This is a genomic window from Bradyrhizobium sp. MI1.3 (assembly GCF_055811695.1).
The window spans coordinates 96,498-115,823 of sequence record NZ_JBVVPQ010000017.1 but is presented as its reverse complement, the minus strand read 5'-3'; the positions used below and the strand labels follow the sequence as shown (position 1 = coordinate 115,823).

Annotated in this window: 16 protein-coding genes; 12 read left to right on the top strand and 4 right to left on the bottom strand. The window is 64.7% G+C overall.

Going from position 1 to position 19,326, the window contains the following annotated elements:
- Window positions 1-103 precede the first annotated feature (103 nt).
- Window positions 104-2,842 carry a DNA mismatch repair protein MutS gene (gene mutS, locus AC0L3A_RS15290; protein WP_007598149.1) on the bottom strand — a complete coding sequence of 913 codons (2,739 nt, stop codon included), beginning with the start codon at window positions 2,840-2,842 and terminating at the stop codon, window positions 104-106.
- A gap of 216 nt (window positions 2,843-3,058) precedes the next feature.
- Here mutS and pcaF point away from each other — a divergent pair, with 216 nt between their 5' ends.
- From pcaF to AC0L3A_RS15260, 6 genes are all read left to right on the top strand, one after another.
- Complete coding sequence (gene pcaF / locus AC0L3A_RS15285) at window positions 3,059-4,267, top strand: 3-oxoadipyl-CoA thiolase (protein WP_007598148.1); 1,209 nt, start codon at window positions 3,059-3,061, stop codon at window positions 4,265-4,267.
- Between the two features lie 115 nt (window positions 4,268-4,382).
- A complete protein-coding gene (locus tag AC0L3A_RS15280) occupies window positions 4,383-5,276 on the top strand; it encodes a dioxygenase family protein (RefSeq protein ID WP_007598146.1) in 894 nt (297 codons plus the stop codon).
- Window positions 5,277-5,367: 91 nt separating this feature from the next.
- Window positions 5,368-6,069, top strand: coding sequence for a protocatechuate 3,4-dioxygenase subunit beta (gene pcaH, locus AC0L3A_RS15275; protein ID WP_007598144.1), 702 nt, complete (start codon window positions 5,368-5,370; stop codon window positions 6,067-6,069).
- Window positions 6,070-6,660, top strand: coding sequence for a protocatechuate 3,4-dioxygenase subunit alpha (gene pcaG / locus AC0L3A_RS15270; RefSeq protein ID WP_007598143.1), 591 nt, complete (start codon window positions 6,070-6,072; stop codon window positions 6,658-6,660).
- Window positions 6,661-6,867: 207 nt separating this feature from the next.
- Window positions 6,868-8,559 (top strand): methyl-accepting chemotaxis protein, encoded by a 1,692-nt coding sequence (locus AC0L3A_RS15265; RefSeq protein WP_007598141.1) that lies wholly within the window; start codon window positions 6,868-6,870, stop codon window positions 8,557-8,559.
- A gap of 163 nt (window positions 8,560-8,722) precedes the next feature.
- A complete protein-coding gene (locus tag AC0L3A_RS15260) occupies window positions 8,723-9,697 on the top strand; it encodes a phosphotransferase (protein ID WP_245285954.1) in 975 nt (324 codons plus the stop codon).
- A 174-nt stretch (window positions 9,698-9,871) separates the two neighbouring features.
- Here the strand turns inward: AC0L3A_RS15260 and AC0L3A_RS15255 are convergent, their stop codons facing one another.
- The 3 genes from AC0L3A_RS15255 to AC0L3A_RS15245 are packed head-to-tail and all read right to left on the bottom strand — an operon-like array spanning window position 9,872 to window position 13,095.
- A complete protein-coding gene (locus AC0L3A_RS15255) occupies window positions 9,872-11,428 on the bottom strand; it encodes an MDR family MFS transporter (protein WP_007598138.1) in 1,557 nt (518 codons plus the stop codon).
- A gap of 16 nt (window positions 11,429-11,444) precedes the next feature.
- A complete protein-coding gene (locus AC0L3A_RS15250; RefSeq protein WP_007598136.1) occupies window positions 11,445-12,620 on the bottom strand; it encodes an HlyD family secretion protein in 1,176 nt (391 codons plus the stop codon).
- The gene (locus AC0L3A_RS15245) at window positions 12,613-13,095 is read right to left on the bottom strand and encodes a MarR family winged helix-turn-helix transcriptional regulator (protein WP_007598134.1); all 483 of its coding nucleotides are present in this window, start codon (window positions 13,093-13,095) and stop codon (window positions 12,613-12,615) included. The genes AC0L3A_RS15250 and AC0L3A_RS15245 overlap by 8 nt, the downstream gene beginning before the upstream one ends.
- A 157-nt stretch (window positions 13,096-13,252) precedes the next feature.
- Here AC0L3A_RS15245 and AC0L3A_RS15240 point away from each other — a divergent pair, with 157 nt between their 5' ends.
- The 6 genes from AC0L3A_RS15240 to AC0L3A_RS15215 all read left to right on the top strand — a co-directional run bounded on the left by AC0L3A_RS15240 (window position 13,253) and on the right by AC0L3A_RS15215 (window position 19,312).
- Complete coding sequence (locus tag AC0L3A_RS15240; RefSeq protein WP_007598132.1) at window positions 13,253-13,747, top strand: Fur family transcriptional regulator; 495 nt, start codon at window positions 13,253-13,255, stop codon at window positions 13,745-13,747.
- A gap of 36 nt (window positions 13,748-13,783) precedes the next feature.
- Entirely contained in the window at window positions 13,784-14,737 is a 954-nt protein-coding gene (locus AC0L3A_RS15235; RefSeq protein ID WP_219679767.1) for a DMT family transporter, read from the top strand.
- 12 nt (window positions 14,738-14,749) lie between these two features.
- Window positions 14,750-16,033, top strand: coding sequence for a flavodoxin-dependent (E)-4-hydroxy-3-methylbut-2-enyl-diphosphate synthase (gene ispG / locus AC0L3A_RS15230; protein WP_007598128.1), 1,284 nt, complete (start codon window positions 14,750-14,752; stop codon window positions 16,031-16,033).
- 134 nt (window positions 16,034-16,167) lie between these two features.
- A complete protein-coding gene (locus AC0L3A_RS15225) occupies window positions 16,168-17,064 on the top strand; it encodes a TauD/TfdA dioxygenase family protein (protein ID WP_007598126.1) in 897 nt (298 codons plus the stop codon).
- A gap of 85 nt (window positions 17,065-17,149) precedes the next feature.
- On the top strand, window positions 17,150-18,487 hold the full coding sequence (locus AC0L3A_RS15220; protein WP_007598124.1) for a Rieske 2Fe-2S domain-containing protein: 1,338 nt from the start codon (window positions 17,150-17,152) through the stop codon (window positions 18,485-18,487).
- A 3-nt stretch (window positions 18,488-18,490) separates the two neighbouring features.
- Window positions 18,491-19,312, top strand: a complete 822-nt coding sequence (locus AC0L3A_RS15215; protein WP_007598123.1) for an N-acetylmuramoyl-L-alanine amidase — start codon at window positions 18,491-18,493, stop codon at window positions 19,310-19,312.
- Window positions 19,313-19,326: the final 14 nt, after the last annotated feature.

Below are 19,326 nucleotides of genomic sequence, written 5' to 3'. Positions count from 1 at the left end.
CTGGTAACGGTTGGGTGGGTTAGCGGAGGTTAACCCACCTCTTTTGTTTCTGCGGTGACGTATGTGGTGGGTTACGCCTTCGGCTAACCCACCCCACGGCACCTCATGCCTTCGGCAGCTTGGCCTTCAAAGCATACAGCGCGTCCAGTGCTTCGCGCGGCGACATCTCGTCCGGATGCAGCGCCTTCACCGCGTCCATCAGCAGTTCGGCTTCGCTCGGCGGGGCGGCTTCTGCGGCGGCGCGCGAGGGCACCGCGAACAGCGGCAGATCGTCGGCCAGCGCGCGCGCCGTCTGACCGCGGTCCTGGGCTTCCAGCTTCGCCAGCACCGATTTCGCGCGCGTGATCACGGCCGGTGGCAGGCCGGCGAGCTTGGCGACCTGAATGCCGTAAGAGCGATCGGCCGAACCCGGCAACACCTCGTGCAGGAACACGACGTTGCCCTGCCATTCCTTCACCCGCACGGTCGCGTTGAACATCCGCGGCAGTCTTGCGGAGAGCGCCGTCAGCTCGTGATAATGCGTCGCGAACAGCGTGCGGCAACGATTGCTCTCGTGCAGATGCTCGATCGCGGCCCAGGCGATCGAGAGGCCGTCGAAGGTCGCAGTGCCGCGGCCGATTTCATCGAGGATCACGAGCGCGCGCTCGCCGGCCTGGTTCAGGATCGCGGCGGTCTCGACCATCTCGACCATGAAGGTGGAACGGCCGCGGGCGAGATCGTCGGCAGCGCCGACACGCGAGAACAGGCGATCGATGATGCCGATCCGCGCGCGTGTCGCCGGCACGAAGCTGCCGATCTGGGCAAGCAGCGCAATCAGCGCGTTCTGGCGCAGGAAGGTCGATTTGCCCGCCATGTTCGGACCGGTCAGCAACCAGAGCTGGCCGGACTTTTGCGCAGGGCCCGGCGAGAGATCGCAGGCATTGGCGATGAACGGCTCGCCATTGCGCTTCAAGGCCTGCTCGACCACCGGATGGCGACCCGCCTCGATGGCAAAGCCGAGAGACGCGTCCACCTCGGGCCGCACATAGTTCTCGTCGATCGCCAGCTTGGCCAGCGACGTCGCGACGTCGAGCAGCGCAAAGGCGTGGGCGGCGGCGCGCAGCTCCTCGCTGATTGCCAGAGCCTTGGCGCAGAGCCGCTCGAAAATTTCGAGCTCGAGTCCGAGTGCGCGGTCGCCGGCATTGGCGATCTTGGCTTCGATCTCTCCCAGTTCCGAGGTGGTAAAGCGGACCTGGCCGGCCAGCGTCTGGCGGTGGATGAAGGTTGCGTTCAGCGGCGCCGACATCAGCTTGTCGCCGTGCTGCGCGGTGACCTCGACGAAATAGCCGAGCACGTTGTTGTGCCGGATTTTGAGACCCTTCACACCCGTGTTGTCGGCGTAGCGCGCCTGCATCGAGGCCACCACCAGGCGTGAGGCGTCGCGGAGGTTTCGCGTTTCGTCCAGCGCAGGCTCATAGCCTTGGCGAACGAACCCGCCGTCGCGCTTGATCAGCGGCAGTTGATCGTCGAGCGCCCTGGCGAATTCCGCCGCGAGCTCGCGCGATGGCCTTTGCAGCGCCGCCATCACCACGGCGATCTCCTGCGGCGGCTGGTCGAGTTCGTCAAGCCGCGTCAGCACCTGGTCGGCGGCGATGATGCCGTCGCGCAGGCCGGCGAGGTCGCGCGGCCCGCCGCGGCCGACGGATATACGGGCCAGCGCTCGCGACATGTCGGGGGCGCCGCGCAGGATGCTGCGAATGTCCTCGCGCGCGGCCGAGTCAGCAACGAAGCTGCCGACGGCATCGAGCCGCCGCGCAATCGCCGCCGCATCGGTCAGCGGCGCGGCAAGCCGCTGCGCCAGCAGGCGCGAGCCGGCCGAGGTCACCGTGCAGTCGATCGCATCGAGCAGCGAGCCGCGGCGTTCTCCGGCCAAGGTCCGCGTCAGTTCGAGATTGGCACGGGTGGCGGGATCGATCGCCATGGTCGCGCCCGAGGCTTCGCGCGCGGGCGGCGACAGCGGCGGATGTTTGCCGACCTGGGTGCGGTCGACATAGGTGACGGCGGCGGCGGCGGCAGTGGCTTCCAGCCGCGTCAGCTGGGACAGTCCGTCCATGGTCGCGACGGCAAAATAGTCGCATAGCCGCTTCTCGGCGGTGGCGCCGTCGAAGACGTCGCGGGTCAGCGGCGTCACCGCCGGCAGCTCGCGCAGAGTCTGTCCGAGCTCGCGATCGTTATAGAGCGCGTCGGTGACGATCACCTCGTTCGGATTGATGCGTGCCAGCGTCGCGGCAAGTTCGCCGCCCGAACATTCCGTCACCGTGAATTCGGCGGTCGAGATGTCGATCCAGGCGAGGCCAAAGCGGTCACCGCCCGCAGACGAGCGCGCGCGCGCGAGCGCCAGCAGGTAATTGTTGGCGCGCGCGTCGAGCAGCGTGTCCTCGGTCAGCGTGCCCGGCGTGACCAGGCGCACCACGCCGCGGCGCACGACACTCTTGTTGCCGCGCGCCTTGGCGGCGGCGGGATCCTCGGTCTGCTCGCACACCGCGACCCGGTGCCCGGCGACGATCAGCCGGTGCAGATAATCCTCGGAGCGCTCGACTGGCACGCCGCACATCGGGATATCGGCGCCTTGATGCTTGCCGCGCTTGGTCAGGACGATGCCGAGTGTCCTGGAGGCGATCTCTGCGTCCTCGAAGAACAGCTCGTAAAAGTCGCCCATCCGGTAAAACAGCAAGAGGCCCTGATGCGCCGCCTTGATTTCAAGGTACTGTTCCATCATCGGCGTCACGCGCGCGGCAGCTTCCGCCTGCGGCGCGGGCGTATCGTCGGGGGGCGGTACAGGGATCGGTTGTTGCATTGTCATGGGCGGCGCAACCTACAAAATTTCGCCCCGCGCTCCTATCGCTTTGGCCGGGGAGGGGAGGTTTTCCACGTTGTCCGCACCGCGGCATGCGCAACTCGCGTGCGCACCCCCAGGAACACGCGCGTATCGGTCAATTGACCTCCCGCGGGCACCCTCCTAAAACTCCGCCGACATTGAAGAATTTAGGCCGGATCGCGGCATTCAGGGAGAACAACGATGCGTGACGTCTTTATCTGCGATGCCGTGCGGACCCCGATCGGCCGTTTTGGCGGCTCGCTCGCCAAGGTGCGTGCCGACGACCTTGCGGCGGCCCCGATCAAGGCTCTGATGGCCAAGCACCCCAATCTCGACTGGGCACAGGTTGACGAGGTCTTCTTCGGCTGTGCCAACCAGGCCGGCGAGGACAACCGCAACGTTGCACGCATGGCGCTCCTGCTTGCGGGCCTGCCGGATTCGGTTCCAGGCCAGACCCTGAACCGGCTCTGTGCCTCCGGTCTCGATGCGGTCGGTGCCGCCGGCCGCGCCATCCGCTCCGGCGAGATCGAGCTTGCGATTGCCGGCGGCGTCGAATCCATGACGCGCGCGCCCTTCGTGATGGGCAAGGCGCAGGAAGCGTTCTCGCGCTCGGCTGAGATCTTCGACACCACGATCGGCTGGCGCTTCATCAATCCGCTGCTGAAGGCGCAGTATGGCGTCGACGCGATGCCCGAGACCGGCGAGAACGTCGCCGAGGAATTCCAGGTCTCGCGCGCCGATCAGGACGCCTTCGCGATCCGCTCGCAGCAGCGCGCGGGCGCCGCGATCGCGGCCGGCTATTTCGCCGAGGAGATCATCCCGATCACCATTCCCGGCGGCAAGGCCGGCCCTGTTACAGTCGACAAGGACGAGCATCCGCGTCCCGAGACCACGCTGGAAGCCCTGACCAAGCTCAGGCCGATCGTGCGCAATCCCGGCACGGTGACCGCCGGCAACGCCTCCGGCGTCAATGACGGCGCCGCCGCGATGATCCTGGCGTCCGAGGCTGCCGTGAAGAAGCACGGCCTGACACCCCGCGCGCGCATCCTCGGCCTCGCCTCGGCCGGCGTGCCGCCGCGCATCATGGGCATCGGCCCGGTGCCGGCCACCCGCAAGCTGATGGAGCGTCTCGGCAAGAAGATCAGCGATTTCGACCTGATCGAGCTCAACGAAGCCTTCGCCTCGCAGGGTATCGCCTGCATGCGCCAGCTCGGCGTTGCCGACGATGCCGATTTCGTCAATCCGCATGGCGGCGCGATCGCACTCGGTCATCCCCTCGGCATGAGCGGCGCGCGCCTCGCGCTCACCGCCGTGCACGGCATGGAGAAGCGCGGCGGCAAGCTGGCGCTCGCCACCATGTGCGTCGGCGTCGGCCAGGGCGTGGCTGTCGCGATCGAGAAGCTGAATTGACGAGACGCGCAGCGTGCCGTCATCCCGGGGCGGGGCATTTGCACCGAACCCGGGATCTCGAGATTCCGGGTTCAGCCCTCGGGCTGCCCCGGAACGACAGGGAGAAAACCGTGCCATGATCATCGCGAGCGAGCAGGACGTCACGGCCGCGGCATTGGCGGTGATGGAGCGGACGTCAGATCCGCGGCTGCGCCAGATCATGGTCTCTCTGGTCAAGCACCTGCATGCCTTCGTCCGCGACGTTCGCCTGACGGAGAAAGAGTTTCGCGACGCCACGGCTGTCATCGCCGAGCTCGGCAAGCTCTCGACCGACACGCATAACGAGGTCGTGCTGATGGCAGGCTCGCTCGGCGTCTCGCCGCTGGTGTGCCTGCTGAACAACGGCGACCAGGGCAACACGGAAACCGACCAGTCGCTGCTCGGACCGTTCTGGCGATTGAACTCGCCGCGGGTGGAAAATGGGGGATCGATCGTCCGCTCCGAGACGCCGGGCGCGCCGCTGTTCGTCAACGGCCGCGTCGTGGACAAGGACGGCCGTCCCGTCGCCGGCGCCGAGGTCGATGTCTGGCACGCATCGCCCGTGGGTCTCTATGAAAACCAAGACCCCGAGCAGGCCGACATGAACCTGCGCGGCAAGTTTACGACCGACCACGACGGAGCCTTCTCTTTCCGCTCCGTGATGATGGTCGGCTATCCCATTCCGACCGACGGCGTGGTCGGCCGCCTTCTGGAGGCGCAAGGCCGGCATCCCTATCGTCCCGCGCACCTGCATGCGTTGATCTTCAAGCCCGGATTCAAGGTGCTGATCTCGCAGGTCTACGACCCCGCCGATCCGCATATCGACAGCGACGTGCAGTTCGGCGTGACCAAGGCGCTGATCGGCAAGTTCCTGCGCCATGACACGCCACATCCGAGCGAGCGCGACGTCGCGACGCCATGGTATTCGCTCGACCATGTCTACCGGCTCGAAGCCGGCGAGGCCGTCCTGCCGCGTCCGCCGATCAAATAGGGCTCAAAGCCGCTTCCCCCAATTAGTTATATCCTATAATGATTGGCGGAAGCGTTGACCGGTCGGAAAAAGGCCGGGGAGGAGTTCGCCAATGACATTGATCTATCCCGTCGACAGCAACACGGCGCATCCGCTGCCGCTGTCGCCCGAGTACAAGAGCTCGATCAAGCGCGCGCCGAACAAGCCCTTGATCCCGATGCGCCATACGCTGTCGGAGCTGACCGGCCCGGTCTACGGCCATGAGACCGTGCGCGAGGGCGACAGCGACCTCACCACCCAACACACCGGCGAGCCGCTCGGCGAACGCATCATCGTGCACGGCCATGTGCGCGACGAGGACGGCCGCGGCGTGCCGAACTCGCTGGTCGAGATCTGGCAGGCCAATTCCTGCGGCCGTTACGTTCACGTCCGCGACCAGCATCCGGCGCCGCTCGATCCGAACTTTACGGGCGCGGGCCGCACTGTCAGCGATGCTGCGGGCTATTACCGCTTCGTCACCATCAAGCCCGGCGCCTATCCGTGGGGCAACCATCATAACGCCTGGCGTCCCGCCCACATCCACCTCTCGGTGTTCGGCCATTCCTTTGTCACGCGTCTCGTGACGCAGATGTACTTCCCGGCCGATCCGCTATTCCCGTTCGATCCGATCTTCAATTCGGTGCCGGACGAAAAGGCGCGGGCGCGGATGGTGTCATCGTTCGATCTCGAGAACACCCAACCCGAATGGGCGCTGTGCTACCGCTTTGATGTCGTGCTGCGCGGCAAGAACGCCACCCCTATGGAGAACCATTAAGTGCAGGACAATGGGATCACGCCGTCGCAGACCGTCGGCCCGTTCTTCAAATACGGCCTGACGCCGACCGGCGAGTACGCCTGGAATGACGCGTTTACCAACTCGACGCTAACGCCCGACGTCACCGGCGAGCGTGTCCGCATCGAGGGCCGCGTGTTCGACGGCGATGGCGTCGCCGTGCCCGATGCCATGCTGGAGATCTGGCAGGCCGATGCGCAGGGGCGCTTCGCCGATCCGCAGGACAAACGCGCGCTGCCGAATGCGAGCTTCCGTGGCTTTGCCCGCTGCGGCACCGACAAGGACGGCAATTATTCCTTTGAAACCATCAAGCCGGGCGCGGTGCCCGATCCCGACGGCAAGCCGCAGGCACCGCATATCCTGCTTGCGGTGTTCGGCCGCGGCATGCTGCGGCATCTCTATACCCGCATCTATTTCAGCGACGAGGCCGGCAATGCTGCCGATCCCGTGCTGGCGGTGGTGCCGGCCGACCGCCGCGCCACGCTGACGGCCGTGCGCGAGGCCGGCAAGCCGGTGTACCGGCTCGACCTGCGGCTCCAGGGCGACAACGAGACGGTGTTTTTCGACGTGTGACCCCAGCGTCGTCCCGGTCAGGCGGAGCGCCGATCCGGGACGACAGCGGAGGACGGGCCTGATTTCGCTGCCCGAAACCGTTCACCTGACGCCGTTTCCCGTATTTTTTCGGAGCTCGCGCGATGCAATTTCTGCGCGAAGCAATCCCGTGTTTACCGTAATCCTCTAGGGTCCGTGGGATTCGGCGCGGCCCCATTGGATTATTCCATGAAAATTCGCCTTTCGCTTTCTTCCGCAATCATTGCTTTCGGCGTCGTTCTGGCGATCGGTTTCACCGCCGTGGTCTCCACCAGCCTTTACGCCTTGAAAGAGCTCAAGGTCGGCGGTCCGCTCTATTCCGACATCAAGCTGGGCAATGACCTCATCGCCGACATTCTGCCGCCGCCGGAATATGTGATCGAGGCCTATCTCGAGGCCACGCTCGCCATGCGCGAGCCCGACCAGCTTGCGGCCCATGGCGAACGCCTGGTCCAGCTCCGCAAGGACTACGACGAGCGCAAGGCATTCTGGGTCACCTCCAGCCTCTCGGCCGACCTGAAGACGGCCCTGGTGTCGAAATCCGACGCCGAGGTGCAGAAGTTCTGGAAGCTGTTGTCCGACCAGCTCCTCCCCGCCCTCAAGTCCAAGGACACGGCCGGCTCCGAGCGCGCCTACGCGCAGCTCAAGGATGCCTACACCGCGCACCGCGCCGTCATCGACAGCATCGTCGAGAGCGCCAACAAGCAGAATGCCGACATGGAGAAGCTGGCCGCGGACCGCGACAGCTCCATGCTTTATATCCTCCTCGGCGTCTCCGCCGCCGTCCTCGCCTTCATTGCGGCGGGCCTGCTCGGCGTCGCTCTCGGCGTGATGCGCCCGATCGTGCGCATGACCAGCACGATGCAAAAGCTCGCGACCGGCGATCTCGCCGCCGACATTCCTTTCGCGCATCGGCAGGACGAGGTCGGCTCGATGGCGGGCGCGCTCCTGGTGTTCAAGCAGGCGGCGGTCGAGAATTCCCGGCTGCGCGAGGAGCAGTTGCAGAAGGAGCATGAGGCGGCGCTCGCCAAGCGCGGGGCCCTGCACCAGATGGCCGAAACCGTCGAGCGCGAGACCGGCCGCTCGGTCGACACCGCGAGCGCGGCGACGCAAGGCGTGGAGCGTGCCGCCTCCAGTCTGTCCGAGATCGCAAGGTCGCTCTCGACACAGTCGCAGGCGGTCGCAGCCGCCTCGACCCAGGCCCTCGGCAGCTCGCAGACCGTCTCGGCCGCAGCGGAAGAACTCAGTGCTTCGATCCGCGAGATCGCAACCCAGGTCGCGCGGACCAGCACGGTTACAAAATCGGCGGTCGCCGGTCGGGAACAGGCGCGCTCGACCATCCAGACGCTGGCTGGATCGGTGAAGAAGATCGCCGAGGTCTCCGACCTCATCGGCGGCATCGCCGGCCAGACCAATCTGCTGGCACTCAACGCCACGATCGAGGCGGCGCGGGCCGGGGAGGCAGGCCGTGGCTTCGCGGTGGTCGCCGCCGAAGTGAAATCCCTGTCCGACCAGACCGCCAAATCCACCGAGGAGATCGCGCGGCTGATTGCCGAGATCCAGGCCTCGACGCAGGCCGCAGTCGATGCCGTCGAAACCATGGGAGGCCACATCGTCGAGATCGACGGCGTCGCCACCTCGGTTGCCGCCGCGATGGAAGAGCAGGACGCCGCGACGCGAGAGATCACGCGGTCGATCTCCGAATCGGCTTCCGCGGCCAAGGAGGTCTCGGCCAAGATCGGTGATGTCAGCCGCGACGCCGCCTCCGTGAACGAGCGCGCCGCGGAGGTCAGGCAGGCGATCGCCGGCATGGCGGCCAATCTCGAACAGCTCCGGTCGGTCGTGGTCCGGACGGTGCGCGACTCGACAGCGGCGGCCTGAGCCGGGCGCGACGTCGTTCGCTGGCGCCTGCGGCCGTGATCGTGCAGTATGACGCGGGACAGGGGCATCGTGGTTCATGACACCTCCACAATTGCCGGCGGTCGTTGAGCCCGCCCAACTGACAGCTGCGCTGCGTAGGAGTGGCGTACTGGACGCCGGCGCAGTGCGCGAAGTGAAGGTGCTGCATCAGCACCCGGCCATGGTGTCACAGGTCATCCGCCTTGGGCTGCGTTATGTCGGGGAATCCGCCGGGGCACCGCCCTCCGTGATCCTCAAGATGCCGCATCCGACCTACGCCAAGACGTTGGCCAATTCCGGTCGGCAGGAAGTGGCCTTCTACACTCATCTTGCACCGAATATGCCGTCGCAGATCGTACCGCGCTGCTACGATGGCCATTTCGACGAGGAGAGCCAGGACTGGCATCTGCTGCTCGAAGATCTCACCGGCAGCCATGAGATCGCGGCAGCTTGGCCGCTGCCGCCTTCGCGCGATCGGGCAACGGCGATCGTCACCGCACTCGCGCGCTGGCACGGTGCGTGGTGGGATCATGCCAGCCTTGGTGAGGCTGTCGGCTCCTGGTCAAGCGTCGACGAAAGCGTGAGGCAGATGGAGACCTTCGCCGGCCATTACGACCGCTTCGCCGATCTGCTCGGCGACCGCCTCAGCGAAGAGCGCCGAATCCTCTACCGGCGCTTCATCGACCAGTCGGGCCACCTGCTCCAGCGCTACCATTCGCACCGCAACGTGACCGTCGTCCACGGCGACGCGCATTGCTGGAATTTCCTGGTGCCGCGCGCCGGCGTCGCCGATAGCGTACGCATTTTTGATTTCGACCGGTGGCGCATCGGTGTGCCTACGAGCGATCTCGCCTACATGATGGCGACCCAATGGTATCCGGAACGCCGGCAGGCACTCGAACGGGCGCTGCTCAACCGCTACTATGAGACGCTGATCGCGTACGGTGTCGCCGGCTACACACGCGGCGCGCTGGACCAAGACTATCGCTGGTCGGTGCTCTGGCACATCACGAAGCCGGTTTGGCAATGGAGCGTCAACACCCCAGAGGTCGTCTGGTGGAATAATCTGGAGCGCGTGATGATGGCGGTCGAGGATTTGGGTTGCGAGGAATTGTTGTAACTGCTCACGCGATAAACCGGTGTCATCCTGGCGAAAGCCAGGACCCATTACCCCAGGGAAAGGTTGTGGCGCGAGGCTGGTAACCACGACTTACCACCAAACTCCTCCCTGGGGTAATGGGTCCTGGATCTGCGCTGCGCTTGTCCAGGACGACGGCGGAAGTTGTGACCCACGTTACTCCATCACCGCATGTTCCGGCCCGGCCGCCTGCTTGCGCAGGGTGGCCTTGGTCGAGCCGATCAGCAGGGCGAGCGGGATGGTGCAGAGGATGAAGAACATCACCAGCTGGTAGTCGTGCGCAAAGGCGATGATCTGCGCCTGCACGCTGACCATGCGATCGGCCATGGCGCGGCCGGCGTCGGTGGAGAGATTGATCATGCCGCTGACGCTGGGCATCTGGAGCGCGTGGTTGAATGGATTGATATGCTCGGACAGGATCGCGTAGGTCCGCCGCGTGCCCTGCGTCAGCTGGGCGATGACGACGGAAATGCCCACCGAGCTCGCGACGTTGCGCATCAGGGTCAGCATCGCGGTGCCGTCGGTGCGTAGCTCATTCGACAAGGTCAGGAACGCCACCGTCGATAACGGCACGAAGACAAGGCCGAAGCCGAAGCCCTGGATGACGCTGACGGTCACGATCTCCGGCACCTGGGTCAAATCGGTCCAGCCGGTCATCTGGAACAGCGAGCCGGCGGTCAGCGTCAGGCCCGTGATGATCAGCGTACGGGCCTCGACATAACGCATCATGCGGCCGACCAGCATCATGGCGAAGAAGGTGCCGAAGCCGCGGCTCGCCAGCAGCAGGCCCGCGGTGATGATGGGATAGCCGATCACGTTCTGCATATAGGGCGAGGCCAGCGCCATGGTCGAGAACAGCACGAGCCCCATCACGACCATGAACATGCAGCCGGTGACGAAGTTGCGATCCCTGAAGAGCGCGAAGCGGATGAACGGCGTCGAGGTGGTGAAGGAGTGGGCGATGAAGAAGTAGAAGGCGACGGCCGAGACGATGAACTCCGCAAGGATCTCACCCGATTCGAGCCAGCCCAATTGCTCGCCGCGGTCGAGCGCGAGCTGAAGCGAGCCGATCGCGACCGCCAGCGCCGCGAAGCCGAACCAGTCGAACTTGAGACTGAGATCTTTCCGCGTCTCGTCCATGAAGATGATCAGCCCGATCACGGTGATCGCGCCGAACGGCAGATTGACGAAGAACACCCAGTGCCAGGAATAAGTCTCGGTCAGCCAGGCGCCGAGCGAGGGGCCCATGATCGGCCCCATCATCACGCCCATGCCCCAGATCGACATCGCCTTGGCGCGTTCCTGGAGCGTGTAATAGTCGAGCATCACCGATTGCGACAATGGCACTAGCGCCGCGCCGAACACGCCTTGCAGCAGGCGGAACAGCACCATCTGGTTGATGTCCTGCGCAAGCCCGCACAGCACCGATGCCATGGTGAAGCCGGCCGAGCAGATGATGAAGATGCGCTTGCGGCCGAAGCGGTTGGCGATCCAGCCCACCGGTGCCGTCATGATCGCGGCGGCGACGATGTAGGAGGTCAGCACCCAGTTGATCTGGTCCTGCGAAGCCGACAGCGTACCCTGCATATAGGGCAGGGCGACGTTGGCGATGGTGGTGTCCAGCGCCTGCATGATGGTTGCCGTCATGGCGCAGATCGTCACCATGTTCCGGCGCAGGCCGGGAACCATCAAATGGGCATTGGGGCCGGACATCGGATCAGTCCTTGTCTCAGTCTTTGTCCGAATCTTTGTCTTGGCTCGCGGTCGCCGACAGGCCGAGCAGGCCGGCGAGCGAGCGCCGGTGGCCGGTGTCGATGGTGGCGTAGACGCTCATGCCGGCCTTCAGCTTGCGCACGTATTTGTCGCTCTCATCGAAATAGATGCGGATCGGCACGCGCTGCACCACCTTGACGAAATTGCCGCTGGCGTTCTGCGGCGGCAGGATCGCGAATTGCGCGCCGGTGCCGGGCGAGAGCGAGCCGATCTTGCCCTTGAAGAGATGGTTCGGGAACGCGTCGACCTCGAGCGTGACCGGCTGTCCTTCGGTGACATAGGTGAGGTCGCTCTCCTTCGGATTGGCGTCGACCCAGGGATGGGCGACGTCGATGATGGAGAACACCGGCGTGCCGGCGGCGACGTAGCGGCCGAGCTGAATCTGTTCGACCTGGGTTGCCACGCCATCCATCGGCGCGCGCAGCACGGTGTGGTCGAGGTTGCGCTGGGCATCGTCCAGCTTGGCTTTGGCTTGCGCGTAGGCGGGGAATTGCTCCAGCGGCAACTCGGGATTGCCGAGCAATTGGGTCTTGGCATTGGAGAGTTGCTGCTTGATGTATTGCGCCTGCGCGCCGGCGGTCACCAGCGCATTCGACGCGTTATCGAGATCGAGCTGCGAGCCGTAATTGTTCTTTACCAGCGCCTGCTTGCGCTCGACGTCGCGCTGCTTCAGGTCGACGCCCTGCTGGGCGAGGTTGAGCATGTCGCCGTAGATCTTGATGTTGGCAACGAGATTGTCATAGGTGATGCGGGCCTGGGCGAGTTGCGCTTTGGCTTCTTCCAGCGCATGACGGAACGGAGCGGGGTCGATCTCGAACAGCTCGTCGCCGTGCTTGACGATCTGGCCCTCCTTGACGACAACCTTCTGGATTTTGCCGGAGATATCGGGCGTCACCAGCACCTTCTGCGCGCCGACATAGGCGTCGTCGGTGCCGACGTAACGGCCGCCGTTGAGATAGAAAGTGAAGCCGGCAACTGCGACGACGATCGGCAGCACGACCAGAAGCAGGACGCGGCGATAACGGCGCAGGCCCGCCACCAGGCGGCGGCGCGGATTGGTGCCGGCTTTCTTGGTGGGCTTGCCGCCGTCGATTTTCTGCTCGGGCTGGAATTTGAGAACCTGATCAGCCATAGCGCTGCTCCTTACGCGCTTGTTCCGCTCCGCTGGTCTGGATCGCGGACCGCACGTTTTCCTTGATTGTTTCGAGTTGGGTGAGGAGGCGGTGGGCGTCCGCCGGAGTGATGCCGTCGAGCGCGTTGGCCGTGAGCTCGGATTTCAGCCCGCTCATCCGCCCGAGCAATTGCCGCCCGGCCTTCTTCAGGTACAGCCGCTTGACGCGGCGGTCCGAAGGATCGTTGCGTCGCTCGATCCAGTCGCTGTCACAGAGCTTGTCGATCAGGCGTGTCAGCGTGATCGGCTGCACCTCGAGAAGCTCGGCGAGTTCCGACTGCTTCATGCCTTCGCTACGCTCGACCTTGGCCAGCACCGCCCATTGCGCGCGGGTGATGCCGAAGCGCGAAGCTTCCTTGTCGGCATAGACCCGGAGCAGGCGATAGAGCTCGGCGAGCGTAAACAGGAAGTTCTGGTCCACGGGCCCTGGGCTCATGAGCTTGGTCTCCAATAAGCTTGGAATATAATAAGCAAGCTTATGATTATTTCATGGCGGGTTTGCGGGACGCTGTCCCGCAGGCCGAGCATGGCTGATGGCCGCATCGCCGGTCCTGCTTTGGGTTCCCCTTTCGAAATGGTAGAACGCCGGTCGCATGACCCTCGCAAAACCGGCATTTCCCGCGCCCGATCACGATCACGGCCGCTGTACCGCGGATGCGCTGGCGCATGCCGAGGCCGTTTGCGGAGAGCGCGCGCAGAAATTCACGCCGATACGCCGCCATGTATTGGGGGCGCTGCTCTCGAGTCACCGGCCGCTCGGCGCCTATGAGGTGATCGACGAGCTGGCGAAATCGATGCCGCGGCCGGCGCCGATCACGGTCTATCGTGCTCTCGATTTCCTGATGGCCAACGGCCTCGTGCACCGCATCGAAAGCCGCAACGCCTATCTCGCCTGCGCCGCTCACGACCACGACGCGACCTCGGCGGTGACGTTCCTGATCTGCGAGCGCTGTGGCCTGGTCGGCGAGATTCCGTCGGCATCCTTCGCCAAGGACCTCAACGCCGCCGCGCGCAGCTCAGGCTTCGCTCCCAAATTGTCCGTGGTGGAAATCACGGGCGTCTGCGCGCATTGTCAGAAAGCTGCTTAGAGCAACAACGGCGCAAAGCCGGTTTTTCAGGAAGAAATGTCCTCACCTCAAGCCATACCGTCCGCCGGTCGTCCCCTCAGTGCCGGCGCCATCGCCCTGATGCTCATGCTGTGCCTGACCTGGGGATTCAACCAGATCGCGGTGAAACTGGTGCTGCCGGACATCCCGCCGATGCTTCAGGCCACGTTCCGTTCGATGGGCGCGCTGCCGGTGCTGTTCATCATCGGCAGCTTGCGCGGCGTTAAATTCTTCGAACGCGACGGCACCTGGAAGCCCGGCGTGATCGCGGGACTGATGTTCGGCATCGAGTTCGTGCTGATCTTCCAGGGCCTGCGCTTCACACCGGCATCGCGGGCAGTCGTGTTCCTCTACACCGCGCCGTTCTTCGTCGCGCTCGGCTCCTACCAGGTGCTCGACGAGCGGCTTGGGGGGACGCAATGGCTGGGGCTCGCCATCAGCTTTGCCGGTGTCGCACTCGCGATCGGGGTGCCGCAGCCCAACGTCGATTCGCATGTCCTGCTCGGCGACCTCATGATCGTCGGCGGCGCCGCGCTGTGGGCGGCGACCACGCTGGTTGCCAAGGGCACCCGGCTGCGCTTCGCGGCGCCCGAGAAGGCGCTGGGCTACCAGGTCGCGACCTCGATCCCGATCCTGGGGCTGGCCGCCTGGCTGTTCGGGGAAACCATCCCGCACACCCCGTCGCCGCTGTCGCTGGGCCTGATGGCCTTCCAGGCGATCTGGGTCGTGGGAACCACGTTCACGCTTTGGTTCGCGCTGGTGAAGACCTATTCGGCCAGCAAATTGTCGGCTTTTACCTTCATCACCCCTTTGTTTGGCGTGGTGGGTAGTTATTTCATCATGCACGACACGCTGAACCTGACATTCGGGGCTGCCGCCGTCCTTGTCATTGCTGGGCTTTTTCTGGTTAACCGTCCCAGTCAATCCGCTGCGGCGCCGCGCGATGCATTGCTGAACGTCACCAAAACCTGATATTTGGACGCCATGAACAAGCTCGAAAACACCATCGATTCCGACGTTGCGGGCCCTGCGCCCCGGCATAAGACCACCCAGGTCAAGGTCGGCGACGTCGCCGTCGGCGGCGGCGCGCCGATCGTCGTGCAGTCGATGACCAACACCGACACCGCCGATATCGACGGCACCATCGCCCAGGTCGCAGCGCTCGCCCGCGCCGGCTCCGAAATGGTCCGCATCACCGTGGACCGTGAGGAGGCCGCCGCCGCCGTCCCGCACATCCGCGACGGCCTGCTCAAGCGCGGCATCACCACGCCGCTGATCGGCGACTTCCACTATATCGGCCACAAGCTGCTCGCGGCCTATCCGGCCTGCGCCGAGGCGCTCGCCAAATATCGCATCAATCCCGGCAATGTCGGCTTCAAGGACAAGCGCGACACCCAGTTCGCCGACATCATCGAGATCGCCAACAAGAACAACAAGCCGGTACGCATCGGCGCCAATTGGGGCTCGCTCGACCAGGAGCTGCTGACCAAGCTGATGGACGAGAACGCCGCGTCCGCCGATCCGCGCGATGTGCGCGCGGTGACGCGCGAAGCCATGGTGCAGTCCGCGCTGCTCTCGGCCGCGCGCGCCGAAGAGCTCGGCATGCCGAAGAATCGCATCATCCTCTCGGCCAAAGTCTCGGCCGTGCAGGATCTGATCGCGGTCTACCAGGATCTCGCCAGCCGTTCCGACTACGCGATCCACCTCGGCCTGACCGAGGCCGGCATGGGCACCAAGGGCATCGTGGCGTCCTCGGCCGCGCTCGGCATCCTGTTGCAGCAGGGCATCGGCGACACCATCCGTATCTCGCTGACGCCGGAGCCCGGCGGCGACCGCACCCGTGAGGTGCAGGTCGGTCAGGAGCTCTTGCAGACCATGGGCTTCCGCACCTTCGTGCCGCTGGTTGCGGCATGCCCCGGCTGCGGCCGCACCACTTCAACTACGTTCCAGGAACTGGCCAGCTCGATCCAGGGTTTCATCCGCGACGAGATGCCGACCTGGAAGACGAAATATCCCGGCGTGGAAGAGCTCAACGTCGCGGTGATGGGCTGCATCGTCAACGGCCCTGGCGAATCCAAGCACGCCAATATCGGCATCTCGCTGCCGGGCACGGGCGAGGCGCCGGCTGCCCCGGTGTTCGTCGACGGCAAGAAATTCCGCACCCTGCGCGGCCCGACCATCTCCGCCGACTTCAAGGCCCTCGTGATCGACTACATCGAGCAACGCTACGGCCAAGGCGCCAAGGTGCCGGTGACCGCGGCGGAGTAGGCCTTTTGCGGCGTGTAGCCCGGATGGAGCGCAGCGAAATCCGGGTTCTCGCAAGCTGACGAACTCAACCCGGATTGCGCTTCGCTCCATCCGGGCTACGATGTCCCCAATCAAGAGCGATCGGGAGACACGCCATGAGCTCACTCGCCGGCAAGCAGGGCCCGCGCTATCGCCACGCTACGGACGACGGCGTGCCTTACGAGACGCTTCGGGTCGAAAAGCTCACGCCCATCATCGGCGCGGAAATCTCCGGCGTCGACATCGGCAAGCTCGTTTCCGACGATGCGCGCTCCAACCGGCAGATCGACGAGGTCCACCGCGCGCTTGCCGAAAACCTCGTCATCTTCTTCCGCGACCAGACCATCACGCCACAACAGCATCTCGCCTTCGGCCGCAAGTTCGGCGAGCTGCATTTTCATCCCGCCGCGCCGCATGAGGATGAAGACCCGGCGCTGATGAAGATCTATGCGGATGCGAATTCGCCGCGCGCCAACGGCGAGGGCTGGCATTCCGACGTGTCCTGCGATCTCGAGCCGCCGATGGGCTCGATCCTCTACATCAAGCAGTGCCCGCCGCGTGGCGGCGACACGCTGTTCGCCAACATGTACGCCGCCTACGAGGCGCTGTCGGACCGGATGAAGGCCTATCTCGACGGGCTGACTGCGTTGCATGACGGCGAGCCGATCTATCGCGGGCTCTACGCCAATTACGGCGTCGTCGACCGTCCCTCCTATCCGAGTGCCGAGCATCCCGTGGTGCGCACACATCCGGTCACGGGCAGGAAGGCGCTCTACGTCAACCGCGGCTTCACCCGCCACATCAACGGAATCCCGCGCGACGAGAGCGATGCGATGCTGGCCTATCTCTACCAGCACGCCGAGAACCCGCTGTTCCAGTGCCGCTTCCGCTGGACCCAGAATGCCATCGCCTTCTGGGACAACCGCTGCACCCAGCACCGTGCGATGTGGGACTACTGGCCGCATACGCGCTCAGGCACACGGGTGACGGTGAAGGGGGAGCGGCCGGTTTAATCCGCCTGCGCACCGCTTCCGCGTTGACGTCTTCCCGCGTCCGCGCCAATCTTGCCGAAAACAAAGACCGTCGGGAGGATTTTCCATGCTCCGCGCCGAGGACAACAAATTCCTGACCGAGTCGGGCCCGGGAACGGGCATGGGCGAATTGTTGCGCCGGTTCTGGATTCCCGTTCTTCTGTCCGAAGAACTTCCCGAACTGGACGGCGAGCCGAAGAAGATCATCGTTCTCGGCGAGGAGCTGCTCGCCTTCCGCGATACGCGCGGCGTTGTCGGATTAATCGATCAGTACTGCCCGCATCGCGGCGCCAATCTCTGGCTCGGGCGCAACGAGGAATGCGGCATCCGCTGCGTCTATCACGGCTGGAAGTTCGACACCGACGGGAGGTGCGTCGACATGCCGACCTCCTATCCCGATCTCAACGCCAAGGATCTCATCCGCATCAAATCCTATCCGGCGCGCGAATGGGGCGAGATGATCTGGGCCTATATGGGTCCCGCGGATGCGATGCCCGAGCTGCCGGATCTCGAAATGGCGCTGCTGCCGGCCTCGCACCGCTACGTCAGCAAGAAATGGCAGGACTGCAACTGGGTGCAGGCGCTGGAAGGCTCGATCGACACCGCACATTTCACCTTCGCCCATCTCTCCTTCGACAAGGAGGAGAACGAGATTTTGGATATCAAGAAGCATTTCGTGAATCCGATCGCGCGGATGTCGAGCGATCACATGCGCTGGATCGCGGAGGATCCGCGCCCTGTGATCAAGATCGCTCCGCACGCGGCGGGCCTCACCATCGCCGGCGGGCGGCTCACGGGCCGCGATGACATCTACTGGCGCATTGCGCAGTTTCTGATGCCGTTCCACGCCTATGCCCCGAGCGCGATGCCGGGCGAGAACATCTTTGGCCAGACCTTCGTGCCCGTCACCGACACCAATTGCTGGATCTACACCTATGCCTGGAATCCGGAGCGGCCGCTGACGCAAGCCGAGCGTGACGCCTTTGACCGCGGCAATGGCGTGATCGCGGAGGTCGGCGACGATTACGTGCCGCTGCGCCACAACGGCAATGACTATCTGATTGATCGCAAGCTGCAGAAAACCAGGAGCTACACCGGCATCAAGGGTGTATCCGAACAGGACGCGGCCGTACAGGATAGCCAGGGTCCCATCGCCGATCGCACCCGCGAGCATCTCGGTCCGACCGATCTCGGTATCATGCATTTCCGGAAAGTCGTGATGGAACTGGCGCGAGCGCTTCAGCAGGGCGAGCCGCCGCCGCAGGTCGCGCATCAGGATCGCTACGCCGTGCGCTCGGGCGCCTGCGTCACCAGCAAGGCCAAGGACCTTTCCGCGGTGATGCTGGAGCGTTTCGGCGACGTCACAGGCTTTGTCGGCCGGCCGCGAACAGCGGCAGCGGAGTAGCACTTGGGGCAGCCGCGCAGCATCCTTGCAAGTCTCGTCTCCACGCTCGTCGCGTCGATCTTGCTATGGTCGCTGGCGCCTGCAGGTGAGGGCCATGCTGCGATCGCGCGGAAAATCGCGAAACCCAAGCCGCCGCACGCGCCGGTCAAGTGTGAGATGTCGAAATTCCGGATCGTCGTGGATGTCGGGCACACCCCGGACTCCTACGGCGCGTTGAGCGCACGCAACGACACCGAGTTCGGCTTCAACTTCCGGCTTGCAAGTCTGATCACGGCGAAGCTCAAGGCCGAAGGCTTTGCCGCGACCCGGCTGCTCGTCACGGACGGCAAGGCCCGGCCGAGCCTGCTCAAACGCGTCAGCACCGCGAATGGTGCCCGGGCCGATCTCTTCCTGTCGATCCATCACGATTCGGTGCCGGACAAGCTGATCGAGACCTGGGAGTTCGACGGCGCGAACAGCTATTTCAGTGACCGCTTTTCGGGCCACTCTCTGTTTGTGTCGGAGCGGAATCCGCACTTCGCCGCAAGCTTGATGCTGGCCCGGATGATCGGCAGGCAGTTGAAAGAGCAGGACCTGCATTATGCCAGCCAATACAGCCTGCCGGTGATGGGCCGCTACCGGCGCCAATTGCTCGACAAGGATGTCGGCGTCTACCGCTATGACGGGCTCGTCGTGCTCTCGCAAACCCGTAGCGCCGCAGTGCTGCTCGAAGCGGGCTCCATCATCAACCGCGACGAGGAAATGGCGATGAACTCGCCGGAGCGTCAGGAGATCATTGCGGGCGCCGTGGCGGTGGCGATGAGGGAATTTTGCGAGAGGCGGTAGTTTGCACCGCCAGC

Bases quoted from the DNA above. Each gene is read 5' to 3' on its own strand.
- mutS (WP_007598149.1), bottom strand. From the start codon at position 2,842: ATGACAATGCAACAACCGATCCCTGTACCGCCCCCCGACGATACGCCC.
- pcaF (WP_007598148.1), top strand. From the start codon at position 3,059: ATGCGTGACGTCTTTATCTGCGATGCCGTGCGGACCCCGATCGGCCGT.
- AC0L3A_RS15280 (WP_007598146.1), top strand. From the start codon at position 4,383: ATGATCATCGCGAGCGAGCAGGACGTCACGGCCGCGGCATTGGCGGTG.
- pcaH (WP_007598144.1), top strand. From the start codon at position 5,368: ATGACATTGATCTATCCCGTCGACAGCAACACGGCGCATCCGCTGCCG.
- AC0L3A_RS15265 (WP_007598141.1), top strand. From the start codon at position 6,868: ATGAAAATTCGCCTTTCGCTTTCTTCCGCAATCATTGCTTTCGGCGTC.
- AC0L3A_RS15255 (WP_007598138.1), bottom strand. From the start codon at position 11,428: ATGTCCGGCCCCAATGCCCATTTGATGGTTCCCGGCCTGCGCCGGAAC.
- AC0L3A_RS15250 (WP_007598136.1), bottom strand. From the start codon at position 12,620: ATGGCTGATCAGGTTCTCAAATTCCAGCCCGAGCAGAAAATCGACGGC.
- AC0L3A_RS15245 (WP_007598134.1), bottom strand. From the start codon at position 13,095: ATGAGCCCAGGGCCCGTGGACCAGAACTTCCTGTTTACGCTCGCCGAG.
- AC0L3A_RS15240 (WP_007598132.1), top strand. From the start codon at position 13,253: ATGACCCTCGCAAAACCGGCATTTCCCGCGCCCGATCACGATCACGGC.
- AC0L3A_RS15235 (WP_219679767.1), top strand. From the start codon at position 13,784: ATGTCCTCACCTCAAGCCATACCGTCCGCCGGTCGTCCCCTCAGTGCC.
- ispG (WP_007598128.1), top strand. From the start codon at position 14,750: ATGAACAAGCTCGAAAACACCATCGATTCCGACGTTGCGGGCCCTGCG.
- AC0L3A_RS15225 (WP_007598126.1), top strand. From the start codon at position 16,168: ATGAGCTCACTCGCCGGCAAGCAGGGCCCGCGCTATCGCCACGCTACG.
- AC0L3A_RS15220 (WP_007598124.1), top strand. From the start codon at position 17,150: ATGCTCCGCGCCGAGGACAACAAATTCCTGACCGAGTCGGGCCCGGGA.